This is a genomic window from Streptomyces sp. NBC_00568, assembly GCF_026341855.1.
Classification (GTDB): domain Bacteria; phylum Actinomycetota; class Actinomycetes; order Streptomycetales; family Streptomycetaceae; genus Streptomyces.
This window is the reverse complement of record NZ_JAPENW010000002.1, coordinates 415320-427264: the sequence shown is the minus strand read 5'-3', so window position 1 is coordinate 427264 and position 11945 is coordinate 415320. Positions and strand designations below refer to the sequence as shown.

The following is an 11945-nucleotide window of genomic DNA, read 5'->3' as shown; positions in this document are numbered from 1 at the left end:
GGGCGGCGGCGTCAAGGATGACGTGCAGCCGGAACGACGCCCGCCGGTGGCGGACTTCGGGAGCGGGCGACGACTCTCCCAGTAGCTCATAGCGGGTCGCGCGGTCCTCGGGGCAGCGCCAGGACGTCGGCAAGAGCCCAAGGGTGCCGGCATCGTCGACATCCCGCTGAAATCCGCGGTTGCACCTTCCCGAGCCGCCACATGATGCCCTACGGATCGATGCTGCCGTCCTCCTACACCAGGGCAGCTCTGCTGCCCTGGTCGAAGATCAACTGCTCCCGGACAGCGTCCGGCCACTGAAGGAATGCCAACACCGGGTCGGCACGAAAAACGGTCATAGCTGAGGAACCCATCTTCGGGGCGTGCCATCAGCGAACGTCGCTGCCGAAATCAGCGAGGGCAGGCATGCCCCTCGGCCCGGTGCCCCATCCACACAACCACGTCGCACACCCGCAGCGCACTCACCGTCTCTGGAACCCTCGCGATCCGGCGCAGATCGAGCAGCTGGCGGTGCACAGCGCTGTCGTCCTCGCGCAGCGCGGCATGGAGGGCGAGCCAGAATGACGGCGGTCGGCCGACGGCACAGCGGACGACGCGGTCATAGACCGGGAGCAGCCGCGGGCGCTTGCGGGCCAGGAGCTTGCCCGCGATCACCCATCCGACATCGGGCTGGTCGCGCAGGAGATGCCAGGCCTGGTCCGCCGGCGAGCCGTCGGCCACGATGTCCGCATCGGCGTCGACCATGTCGATGTCCCTGGGGATGGCGTGCAGCAGACCGGACAGCCGCACGCCGAGTGGGCCCTCCAAGATATCCAGCGCGACAGACGCAGGGACGGTGACCGACAAGGTCTGCACCGCGACCAGGTCCTCCGCCGTGATCCGGTCGGCGACCTCCAACCGGTCTCCCCCACCGGCCAAATGCTCGAACCGACTGCCGGTGAACGCCACCCCGCCGGGCGGCAGACCGATACCGAAGTAGCGCCGCAGATCACCAACGACACGCTCGGTACTCAGCAGGGCACACAACCGCCGCCCCAACGGCGACGGCCCTCCACCAAAAACACTGGACGCTGCGGTGGAAACAGTCATGACAACTCCATCCCTCGTCGAAATCGTAAGCGGGTGAGCGGCGTCAGAAGGGCCGGACCGAGCATGCGGCAAGCCGGTCGGTGGGGCGCACAGGGCACCGTCGCCCATCAGCTGGCGGGGGAACTCAGGTGAGGCTGGGGCAGGGCGTTGATGAGTGGCTTGAGGGCACTATCCAGCAGCCCACCGTGTCGGGCTGGTGCGTCGGGATGTACTCGCAGGACGTGCAGGATGTGGTCACGTACGGCGGCGTTGCGCAGGCTGCCGGACTGCTTGCTGCGCAGGATGTCGAGGAGGCTGGGGCCGGAGGCTTCCTGCAAGGCCTCGATCATTTCCAGTTCTTCGATGTCGACGATCTCCACCGGGTCCGTGTCCTGCCTCGTGAACAGCCCCCTATTCCGGGCGCGTTCACGGATCACGGTCAGAGTGATGGGGTTGACGGGGAAGCCCTCCGGCAGCACGAGCAACGGCAGGAAGCGCCGGTCGCTGGCAGCAGGAGCGCCGGTGAGAGCAGCCTCGTCGCCGCGCAGCGCGGTAATGGTCGCGTCGATCTGGTCGAGTTCGTCGACGAGTTTGTCAATGTCTTGGATCTGTGATTCGCCTGGTACGGCGGTGCGGGCTTCGCTGCGCAGCTGGGTGGTGGTGACCTCGATGACGATCCAGGTGCCGGGATAGTCGATCGCGGCGTCGGCTATGCGCTGGCTCTGGGCGGTGTAGGCGGCCTTGAGTTCGGCGTCGTCGTAGACCCGCCGGGTGGTGCCTTCGTCGCGGGTGATCGCGTGCAGGACCTCGCTGACGTAGATCTCGCTGCAGTGGCGCAGGGTCTGCTTGGCCCGGGCGGCCGTCTTGCGGTGGCCGGTGGGCTTGGTGCGCCCCGGCGGCGGGAACTCGATGTCCCAGATCGGCAGCCATCCAAAAGCCCGGCTGATCAGGTTGCGGGGATCGAGGATCAGAAGCCGGGCCTCGGGCAGGCGGATCACGGGCCACTGCTGGAAGGGGTCGAAGGACCATTGGGTGCGCTTGTCGGGGAGTCCCCTGCGTACGGCCTCCCGCATGCCCGGCAGGTCGTTGGTGATTAGCGCCAGGACTGCCTCGACGCGCTCCGCGGGCATGGCCAGGCTGGCCAGTTCACTCGGCTCGATGACGAACGGCCCCATCGTGGTGCGCAGCCACAGATAGCCGGCGACGGCTGCCAGGTCCTCCAGGCGGGCTCCGGTGCAGTCCTGGTAGGTCTGGCTGAGGTCGACGATTCCCGGCTCGCCGTGGTGTTCGGCGGGCAGTTGCAGCCACCGCCGTGCGTAGCGGGCGAGGACTCCGGGGACGGACCAACTGCGGTGGAAGTGCTGGTTGGCGATGAGTTCGCGGCCCAGTGTTCCGGGCCGGTCCGTAATGACGCTCGGGCCGGCATCAGGGTGGCGGCCCATGGTCTGAGTGAGGCTGAACAGAGCACGCACGATGTCCCCGTCGGAAAGATCGTCCGGCACGGTGTCCGGGGATACCTCCAGGGCCATGCGGGCCAGCAGCATGAAGGCCTGGGGCACGAGCAGCCTGCGGCTCTCGTCCCGGAGCAGGTTCCGGACGCGGCTGCGGACCGGCTCGTCCAGCCACTGGCTGGCGAAGTGTGCCTCGATGGCCTCCACGGAACCGCCGGGCAGCGCCAGGGCGTTGAGCACCTGAGCGCAGAACCGTATGACGCCTTCAACAGGAAGGCGCTCCAGCTGACGCACGGCGTAGTCGGCAGGCAGTTCGAACCCGAAGATCTCATCGGGGGTGAGATACGCCGCTCCCAGGTCGATCGGCGCGGGCGGCTGGACGGTGGCGGGCACCAGCAGCCCACTGGAGTGCTCGTTCCACCGGGGCACGAGAGCCGTCGCGGTGGATCCCTGCAGCACTGGCCGCCCGGCCGAGGGATCGGCCAGATAGCCGGTACGCAAAGACGCGGGTTCGGCATCCGTGAACATCTTGCTCAGCGTTTCGATCTTCTGGGCGAGGCGCTCTGCCGCGTTCATCGGCACTCCCGTCGTACGGTGACCGCCGGCCGCGAACTACCAGCTGCCGATGTCACGTTGCTGCGGATCTCGGTTTTCATCGGAGTCGGTGCAGGAGGTCATCGACGGCGCGACGGGCGCGGAGCGGCCAGCGGTGTACTGCACGGGCACGGGCATCGCGGGCCTGTTCAGCGGCCGGGTGCCGTCCAGTGACGGTGACGGGGGCATCGTCGCCGAGCGTCCGCAGCATGCCCTCGTAGGGGCAGCCGGTATCGCAGCCGTCCTCGCGATGATCGAGGGTGGCGGTGGTCAGGTGGTAGAGGTGTGCGCCAGTGTCGGCGATCCCGCCCGGCGCGGTCGTCATGGTGACGAACTGGTTCAGCTGCGCAGCCGCGGCGCTGTTGGAGAAGACGAAGACGTTCTCCTTGCGGCGCAGCGGATGGTCGGCGGGCAGGCCGGTGATGTAGGCGGGGTCGTCGAGAGAGCCGTCACGTTCGGCTTGGACGTGGGCGGGATCGTACTGGCCCAGGCACTCCAGGCAGGCTCGGCCGGGGGCGGCGATGTGGGCGCGCCATTCGGCGCCGCGCAGACGTCCGCCGCGGGCGTCAACCGCGACGCCGCCGTCGGCGACGGGGATGAGGTGGGCGTAGGCGAGGAGGTTGAGGACGGCGCGGGGCCAGGGCCTGTCGACGCAGGAGAAGATCACGTCGCAGTCGGCCACGGCAGCGAACCCGGCCGGCTCGACCACGCTCAGCTCGTACGGCGCCGCACGAAAGTTCGTGGCGGTGGCCGCACGGTGGGCGCCACGGGCGGCGAGGCGGGCCTTGGCCCGGTGCAGCCGCACGTCACGGATGGTGGCGTTAAGGAGCCGGTCGAGATTGACCTCTTCGACGGTGTCGAAGTCGAACAGGCTCAGGTTCTGGATGCCAGTGCGGGCCAGGGCCTCGACGACGAGCATGCCGACCGAGCCGCATCCGACGACACCGACGTGCAGACGGGCCAGGTCGTCCTGGGCTGTCTGGCCCCAGGCGGAGACGGTACGCAGCTGCCAGTTCGTGGCCGGCGGCACGGGAAGGAGGCGGTTGTTGAAGGTGACCGTCAGGCGGCCGCCGACCACGCGGACGCTCTCCGCCTCGGTGGGGGCGTAGCGGCGGGGGGCCTGCTGCTGCCAGATGCGGGCACCGAATCCGGCATCCGCTCCAGCGAAGGTCAGACCGACCAACGGGCGGCCGGTGATCACCTGGGTCTGTGCGGCGAAGGACGCCTCGGCCTGGTGATCGATGGTGTTCAGACCCTGCCACCCGCGGCCTTTGGGGTGGGCGTGGATGAAGCCGAGCCCGCAGCCGTGCTCGGCTGCGAGGGCGGCTGCGCGCAGGAAGTAGGCGCTGGTGAAGTCGACCGTGCCGTGCACGATCCGCTCACCGTCCTGCGGCAGCACCACCTCGGTGAGCAGCGCGGTGGTGCGGCTGGCCCCGGTACTCGGACGCCACAGCACGAAAGTGCAGTCCTCCTGCCCGTCCGCACGGCGCAGGTGATCGGTCAGGTGCTGGGCGGTGTCGCTGGTCATCGCGACCGAGAAGCGGGTGATCACGCGGAGCATCCGTTCTCCAGCTGCGCGAACAGGGTGCGCAGGTGCCGCAGATAGCCGCGGACCGTGCGGTCCTGCGCCCAGTCTGCGGGCGGCCGGCTCCATTGCTCCCACTCGTGCCCCAGGCCGGAGTCGTGCACCGCGCCGTGCGGGTGGCCCAGGCGGGGGCTGATGTGCGGGCCGTGCGGGGCCGACAGCGGCCAGTCCGGCACCAGTTCCAGCCCGATGCGTACCGTCGTCCCGGCCTGCGGGCCGACCTCGACGAGGTAGTCGAAGATGGCGAAGTTGCCGCTCTGCTCCACCGTGTAACCGGCGCGGCGGAAGCCCGCGAGCATGCCCGCGGGCCCCGCCTCCGGCATCACCGAGGTCATGCGGTCGGGGTCGGGCCGGTGGAGACCGACACGAACGTCTCCCGCTCGTGCACGGTGATCTCCTCCTCCCCGCGGCCAGCGAACGAGTGCTGGTGGCGCCCGGTGATCCGGACCAGGTAATGCGTGGCCACCTCGATACCGGCCAGGCCCAGGACCGCGTTCGGCGTCGTGTGCTTCGGCACCTCGACCGGCTCGCCGTCCACGGTGATGGTTACCGTCTTGCCGCTGGTCTCCTTGTGCTGGATGTCTGCCGTCGTCATGACGACCACCTCCCCTTCCTCCGGCCCACCGCAGCGGGCTGGGATACGCGAAAGGCGGGCCCGAAGCCCGCCTACTTGCCCTTCTTCGAGCCTCGCGATGCGCGCTCGTTCACCGTCGTCGACGGGTGCCTACGCACCGTCGACTGCTTCACGAACCGACCCGTGACCGCCCTCCGCCCACGCTTCCCTGCGGACCCACTCGCCGTACTGGACTTACCGGGCATGACGTTCCTCCTTCAAGGGCGAATCAATCTGACCTGCACAGATGCCACATCGTGAGATGGGTTTCATGCACCCAGCAGACCAATGAAACTTTTCTTGATCGAGAGAGTAGCATGGAAGCGACAGGTATACGCAAGAGGTTCTGGGGTTGCCGGTGGACATCGCCTTCGACGACGCGGAGTTCGCACGCGTCTGCAACAGCGACGCGGCCCGCCGGGCCTACTTCGGGCCGGAAGCCGCTGTCACGCTCCACAGACGCCTCGGCCAGATGGCTGCCGCCAGCCACCTGGCCGACCTGCATCGCCTCGCCGCAGCCCAGCTACGGCCTTATCCGGCCGACAGCGGTGTCAGCCGGATCGTCTCGCTCGGAGACCACGGCCACCTCGTCGTACGCCCCCGCGACGACCCGCCCGCCGCCCACCGTGACGGCACCCTTGATGAACACTCCGTACGCGCCTTGATCGTCACCGCGATCGCCATCACGCGATGACGCCACCCCCGCCTCCCCGACCTCAGAGAGGCACTACCCGTGACCCCGCCTCGCGCCCCGCACTTCGTGTACTCGCCCGACTCCGCCCAGCCGCCCGGCGAGACCCTCAAGGAACAACTGGACGCACTCGGCATCCCGCAGGCCGACCTCGCCCGGCGTACCGGCCTGTCCACCAAGCACATCAACCAGATCGTCCAAGGCACCGCGGTCCTCACCCCCGAGACCGCGCTCCTCCTCGAGCGCACGACCGGCATCCCGGCCTCCATGTGGAACCAACTGGAAGCCGCCTGGCGCACCCACGTCACCCGCCAGCAGGAGCTCCAGCAGCTCAGCAAGCGCATCGACTGGCTCGACAACTTCTCACTGACCGACCTCGCCAGGCGCAGCATCCTGCCGAACAAGGACAGGAGCGCAGACAACCTCCAGCGTCTGCTGGCGTTCTTCGGCGTCGCCGACCCAGGCGTCGCAGAAGACCTCTGGCGCAGCTACCGCACTGCCTTCCGCCGCTCCACCGTCTTGAAGACCGACGACTACGCCACCGCGGTATGGCTGCGGCAGGCAGAACTTGAGGCCCGCGCCCTGCCCTGCCAGCCGTTCGACCGTGCCGCCCTCACCGCCCTGTTGCCCCGCCTGCGTGCCCTCACCCTGGAAGACCCGGCAGCCTGGCCCGACCGCATCACCCAGCTATGCGCCGAGGCCGGCGTAGCCGTCGTCTTCCTCCCCGCCCCTCCCCTGACCAGCGTCTCCGGCGTCACCCGCTGGCTCACCCCCGACAAGGTCGGAATCGCCCTCAGCGACCGGTTCAAAAAAGACGACCACTTCTGGTTCACCGTCTTCCACGAGATCGGCCACACCCTCCTGCACGGCAAGAGACTGACCTTCCTCGACAACACCGACCGCGCCGACGAACGCACACCCGAAGGCGACCGCAGCGAAGGAGAAGCCGATGCCTTCGCGGCCCAAACCCTCATCCCACCCGAGCACCATGCCGCCTACCGCCGCCTCACCCGCAGGCCCATGCCCTTCGGCAACATCGAAGCCTTCGCTCGGCAGGCCGGCATCGCCCCCGGCATTGTCGTCGGCCGCCTCCAGCACGACGGTGCCCTGCCTTGGACCCACGGCAACGCCCTCAAACGCCCCGTCCACTTCCCCTACAACGGCCCCGCAAAGAACGAGGCACAGTGACCGATCGCCCCCGCAAAGGCACCGTCGCGGCACCCGGCTCCCCCGACTTCGCCCTGCACACTCTGGGCTGGCGCGCGTTCCAGGACCTGTGCGCAGCCGTACTCCGCGAAGTTTGGGCACAGTCCGTGCACACCTTCGCCGACTCCAACGACGGCGGACGCGACGGCGCCTTCTACGGCACCTGGCAACAGCCACCGGACCCAATCGGCGTCCAGGACATCCCCGACGGCCCCTTTGTCCTGCAGTGCAAGCACACCAAGAAAGCCGACACCACCCTCACACCCTCGGAACTCAGCGACGAATTCACCAAGGCTCAGGCGCTGGTGGACCAGGGTCTGTGCGGCAGTTACGTCCTGCTCACCAACGCACGAGTCAGCGGAACCTCGGGAGCCACCATCCGACAGCGGCTGCTCGATGCCGGCGTCAGGTACCCGCTGATTCTCGACGGGCAGTGGATCTGCGACACCATAGCCAGCCGCCAGCGCCTGCGGACCTTCGTCCCCCGCGTCTACGGACTCGGCGACCTCTCCCAGATCCTCGACGAACGTGCCTACACCCAAGCCCAGTACCTGCTCTCCTACCTGCGAGAGGAACTGGCTACCTTCGTTGTCACGGACGCCTACCGACGCGCCGCACAGGCAGTCCAACAACACGGCTTCGTCCTCCTGCTCGGCGAACCCGCTGTCGGCAAATCCGTCATCGCAGCCACCCTGGCCATGACAGCCCTCGACGCCTGGGGCTGCCTCACCGTCAACCCCCACGACGCCACCGAACTCGTACGCCACTGGAACCCCAACGAGCCCAACCAGTTCTTCTGGATCGACGACGCCTTCGGCGCTGTCCGCCACGAACCGCAGCTCACCGATAGCTGGGCTCGTCACATGCGCCAGATCATGACCGCAGTCCACGGCGGAGCCAAAATCGTTCTCACCTCACGCGACTACATCTACCGCGATGCACGCCCGCACCTGAAGGAATACGCCTACCCCCTGCTACACGAACAGCAAGTAGTTGTCGACGTCGCCCAACTGCCCCTTGAGGAACGCCGACAGATCCTCTACAACCACATCAGCCTCGGTGACCAGCCCACAGAAGTACGCGGCAAGATGAAGCCCCATCTGGAAGAGGCGGCCGCACAGAACCCGTTCCACCCCGAAGTAGCTCGACGCCTAGGCCGGCAAGCCTTCACCCGCCACCTGAAACCGAGCAAACACGGCATCACCGACTTCATGCGCCGCCCCACAGCGTTCCTGCGCGACCTCTACACGGAGCTCGGACCAGACGAAAAGGCCGCCCTCGCACTGACCTACCAGTCAGGGGAATTCCTGCCTGCCCCGCTCGCCCTCGACGCCGCACAACAGGACGTCATCATCCGCCTCGGCAGCTCCCCCGCAGGAATCGACCGCGCACTCAACGCCCTCACCGGAACCTTCCTACGATTCTCATCCTCTCCGGGAAATGAGACCACAACAGGGTGGTCATTCCGTCACCCCACCCTCCAAGAGGGATTCGCCGAACTCTTGGCCGCCAACCCCAACCTCCTCGGCATCTTCCTCTCCGGGCTACCATTAGAAGAAATGCTCACCAAACTTGATTGCGGGAGTGAAAAGCAGCGCGGAACTCTCGTTAAAGTCCCTCCAACGCTTCACCACTTCGTCGCCAAGCGACTTCAGGAACTCGAACCCAGAAAAAGAAAGGACCACTGGGAAGATTTCCTTTGGTGCAATTTCTTCACCACCCGATGCTCCGATGCATTCCTCAAGCAGTACACCGAGACGGATCCGAGCTTCGTTCCCAACATGATGAACTTCGGGATATACCTGGGATCCGACCGCAAACCTGAAGTGCTGGCGCGCCTACACCAGGCAGACCTCATCAGCGAAGACGAGCACGAAGAAATAGTTCAGACCCTAACCGAGTACGCCGTATCGGTCCCTGACGCAGGCTGGGTAGATACGCCACATTGGAATATTATCCTTTCCCAAGAAGAGAGGGAGGGTATTTTGAAAGAAGTCAGGAAAGAATTACTCTCACCGACCTCCACCCTACTGTGGGACTGGAGAATCAATCGCTACGGAAACAGAGAAATAACCCCAGAAGAGTACTACGCGCCACTTCGCGAGAGTTTGGAGACTTATCGCGACTCACTCGCGAACCAACCAGAAATCGCCGAGGAGTTCAGCAGGCTACTCGCAGAAATGGAAGAACTCATCGAAGATGAAAAATCGGAGGCCGACGAAGAGCAAGAGAGCAAGCCTCGACCCAATACCCCGTCTGCCGACCACATTCCCACGAATCAAGCGAATCCTGGTGCCATCTACCACCGAAGCATTTTCGACGACATCGACGACTAGCGATTCATCCAGAGGCTACGTATCGTACGTGTACACCACGCATCCCCGCTGGTCAGCGGCAATAAAAACAGCCAAAGCACAGGTAAAACGGACGAGGCGCACAGGACGTCGGGCTCGATGGGTAAGGCGTGGGCCTGCGCCGCTTCCCGTCCCGCCACCGCCATCGGTTGTCCTAGGGGCCGGGGCCCAGCAGGCGTCCGGTGAGGCGATCGTTGGCCTGCTGCCAGCACCGCTCGATCCGCTCGGCGGGCACGTGCACGTACTGGGCGGTCGTCGACAGCCACCGGTGGCCCAGCAACGCCCCCACCACTTCCAGGCCAACCCCGCGCGCGTAGAGGTGGGAGGCGCAGAAGTGTCGGAGCGGGTGCGGTGTCAGCCGTCCCGTCCAGTCCGGCAGCCACTGTGCGACGGTCTGGGCCAGTCCGTCGCGCAGGGTCTCGGCGCATGCCGGGCGCCGTCCACCTTGCAGCGTGTGCTGGCGGCTGGGCAGCAGTACAGCCTGCCCGCCGGCCGGCTCGTCACCGAACTGCGGGCGCACTTCGGTCAGCCACCACGCGAGCAGCCGGTCCGTCCCGTCGATGGCGGGCACCAGCCGCTCGCGCGGTCCGCTGCCCCTGGCTCCCTTCCCGCACCGCACGTGCAGGACCCCGTAGATGCCCGAGCCCGGATACCAGTCCCCCACCCGCAACTGGACCGTCTCGTTGATGCGCAGGCCCAGGCGCCGCCACAACGACGCCGCCACGTAGTCCCGCGCCGCCGACAGGAACGCTGTCCCCCGCAGGCCGGGCAGGTGGAAACGCCAGGCGGTGAACAGGGAATCGACCTCCTGCGCCGAGGGCGGGATACGCACCCCGACCCGGGCCAGGCGCCGGGGCCGGTTGAACTCGTCGACCGGGCACACCACCGGCCGGCCCATCGCCTCAAGCACCCACGCGCCGTAGCGGGTCTCGACGAACGCGTAGAACCGGTACACCGCCTGCGCCATCTGTCCCCGAGTCTGCGGTCCCGTCCCCCGCTTCCGCGCCGCCACCAGCCACCCGTCGACGTCGGCAGGCTGGACCTCCCACACCGGGCGAGCGGCGAAGGCCAGCAACTACTCGACCCACGCCAGCTGCTGGAGGATCCACCGGTCCGTCACCCCCCGCGCCGCCAAGGCCAGCACGAACTCATCCACCCACGAGGTTCCGCCCGCCTGCAGATCAGCACTCATCCATCCAGCGTGGAACCCTGCCCGCGCGGATCTCGAGGGAAGTTCACAGATGCCGAAGAACCGACCACATCACTGACCTGCGGGACCAGCGCTGTGACCAGCGACGACCGCGCCGGACCGAATCCGTTGTCCTGGCATCTGCGCCCGCGCTGCCATGGGCTACGCATCCCCGCCGAACGTCCCCTGCCTCCCTGCTTACCTGAAGTGTCAGCATCAGCGGCCTCATCGCTGGTGCCAGCCCCTGGATCCAACACTCCTCCATCAAGGGGGACACGACGAGGAGCAACTCGGCGGGGCCGTAAGCCCGGACACCCGCGCGGGGCCCGGTACGGCCGGGGTCTGTTGCTCCGCCTAGTAACACCGTGGTGGTCCGGTTCCGCCACCGAACCCGGCAGGGACCGACCCTCCTCTCCTGGCTGCGGCAGCATGCGTGTACGGCGTCACCACCGGCGACGACGGATCCTGCCCGTCCGGCGGATCTGCCGGGCGAAGATCTTTCCCGACTCCATCAGATACCGCCGGCCGTCGGACGTTGTGACCTCGATCTCCAGGATCCGGCGCTGCAGGCGTGGAGGCAGATATTCATGCCTCTCGGATCGTCGCTGCCTCCATCCGGCAATCGAAGCCAGAGACAACGTGTAGACCTCGCCACGCGGGTCCCGGTAGTACAGCGTCCGATCGGTGAGAGTGAAATCCCCTTCCGGCTCCGGGAAGTACGCCTTGATCTGATCCGTCGACCAGGACTTTGGAGGCATGGGCTCCTGCAGAACGAGGTCGCCGGCGCTGCTCCCCACGGGTGTCTCGCCGTGTTGGAGGTGATCTCCCAGCGCCCGCGTCCTGTCAGTCAAGTTCTGGGTCAGGCGGGCTCGAGCCGCTTCCCGCATATCCACCGGTGTCGCGCTCCTCCATGGGATGGGACAGGCTGCGGCATCCTCTCGCGAAGAGACAAGGGCATGCCACGGAATCGGATGATCCGGGCACTGGCTGCTGAGCCACAGCGCCCGCCCGCTGTGAGCAGCCAGAGCCCGGGACACGTGGAGTCGCTGATCATGACAGTGCCGCTCGCTACCGCCGGTCCCACTCTGCGCTGGCGCCCTACGCGACACGCAGCACGACGAGGCTTCGCATCCAGGAGCCGCTGATGTCGTTGAACGGTGTAGTGCGCGCCGAGAACCCCCGCCCGAGGCGCCC

10 protein-coding genes are annotated in these 11945 nt (G+C 67.0%); 3 read left to right on the top strand and 7 right to left on the bottom strand.

Annotated features, from left to right (window positions below):
* Positions 1–390: 390 nt before the first annotated feature.
* The 5 genes from OOK38_RS34105 to OOK38_RS34085 all read right to left on the bottom strand — a co-directional run bounded on the left by OOK38_RS34105 (position 391) and on the right by OOK38_RS34085 (position 5293).
* On the bottom strand, positions 391–1089 hold the full coding sequence (locus OOK38_RS34105) for a DUF6308 family protein (RefSeq protein WP_266849938.1): 699 nt from the start codon (positions 1087–1089) through the stop codon (positions 391–393).
* A gap of 107 nt (positions 1090–1196) precedes the next feature.
* Positions 1197–3095 carry a hypothetical protein gene (locus OOK38_RS34100; protein ID WP_266849936.1) on the bottom strand — a complete coding sequence of 633 codons (1899 nt, stop codon included), beginning with the start codon at positions 3093–3095 and terminating at the stop codon, positions 1197–1199.
* A gap of 76 nt (positions 3096–3171) precedes the next feature.
* Positions 3172–4674 (bottom strand): ThiF family adenylyltransferase, encoded by a 1503-nt coding sequence (locus OOK38_RS34095; protein ID WP_266849934.1) that lies wholly within the window; start codon positions 4672–4674, stop codon positions 3172–3174.
* On the bottom strand, positions 4662–5033 hold the full coding sequence (locus tag OOK38_RS34090) for a hypothetical protein (RefSeq protein ID WP_266849932.1): 372 nt from the start codon (positions 5031–5033) through the stop codon (positions 4662–4664). The genes OOK38_RS34095 and OOK38_RS34090 overlap by 13 nt, the downstream gene beginning before the upstream one ends.
* Positions 5030–5293: a hypothetical protein gene (locus tag OOK38_RS34085; protein ID WP_266849930.1), complete on the bottom strand. Its 264-nt coding sequence runs from the start codon at positions 5291–5293 to the stop codon at positions 5030–5032. The genes OOK38_RS34090 and OOK38_RS34085 overlap by 4 nt, the downstream gene beginning before the upstream one ends.
* Before the next feature lie 376 nt (positions 5294–5669).
* Between OOK38_RS34085 and OOK38_RS34080 the strand changes: the two genes are divergently transcribed.
* The 3 genes from OOK38_RS34080 to OOK38_RS34070 are packed head-to-tail and all read left to right on the top strand — an operon-like array spanning position 5670 to position 9544.
* Positions 5670–6005, top strand: coding sequence for a hypothetical protein (locus tag OOK38_RS34080; protein ID WP_266850031.1), 336 nt, complete (start codon positions 5670–5672; stop codon positions 6003–6005).
* 39 nt (positions 6006–6044) lie between these two features.
* Complete coding sequence (locus OOK38_RS34075; protein ID WP_266849928.1) at positions 6045–7190, top strand: helix-turn-helix domain-containing protein; 1146 nt, start codon at positions 6045–6047, stop codon at positions 7188–7190.
* Positions 7187–9544, top strand: a complete 2358-nt coding sequence (locus OOK38_RS34070; RefSeq protein WP_266849926.1) for a hypothetical protein — start codon at positions 7187–7189, stop codon at positions 9542–9544. The genes OOK38_RS34075 and OOK38_RS34070 overlap by 4 nt, the downstream gene beginning before the upstream one ends.
* Before the next feature lie 172 nt (positions 9545–9716).
* On the opposite strand, the gene OOK38_RS34065 is transcribed toward OOK38_RS34070, so the two are convergent.
* Both OOK38_RS34065 and OOK38_RS34060 read right to left on the bottom strand, forming a co-directional pair.
* Entirely contained in the window at positions 9717–10529 is an 813-nt protein-coding gene (locus OOK38_RS34065; protein WP_266849924.1) for a tyrosine-type recombinase/integrase, read from the bottom strand.
* A gap of 665 nt (positions 10530–11194) precedes the next feature.
* Entirely contained in the window at positions 11195–11644 is a 450-nt protein-coding gene (locus tag OOK38_RS34060; RefSeq protein WP_266849922.1) for a hypothetical protein, read from the bottom strand.
* Between the last annotated feature and the right edge of the window lie 301 nt (positions 11645–11945).

Coding starts and splice junctions, on each gene's coding strand:
- OOK38_RS34105 (WP_266849938.1), bottom strand. CDS start 1,089: ATGACTGTTTCCACCGCAGCGTCCAGTGTTTTTGGTGGAGGGCCGTCG.
- OOK38_RS34100 (WP_266849936.1), bottom strand. CDS start 3,095: ATGAACGCGGCAGAGCGCCTCGCCCAGAAGATCGAAACGCTGAGCAAG.
- OOK38_RS34095 (WP_266849934.1), bottom strand. CDS start 4,674: ATGCTCCGCGTGATCACCCGCTTCTCGGTCGCGATGACCAGCGACACC.
- OOK38_RS34090 (WP_266849932.1), bottom strand. CDS start 5,033: ATGACCTCGGTGATGCCGGAGGCGGGGCCCGCGGGCATGCTCGCGGGC.
- OOK38_RS34085 (WP_266849930.1), bottom strand. CDS start 5,293: ATGACGACGGCAGACATCCAGCACAAGGAGACCAGCGGCAAGACGGTA.
- OOK38_RS34065 (WP_266849924.1), bottom strand. CDS start 10,529: ATGGCGCAGGCGGTGTACCGGTTCTACGCGTTCGTCGAGACCCGCTAC.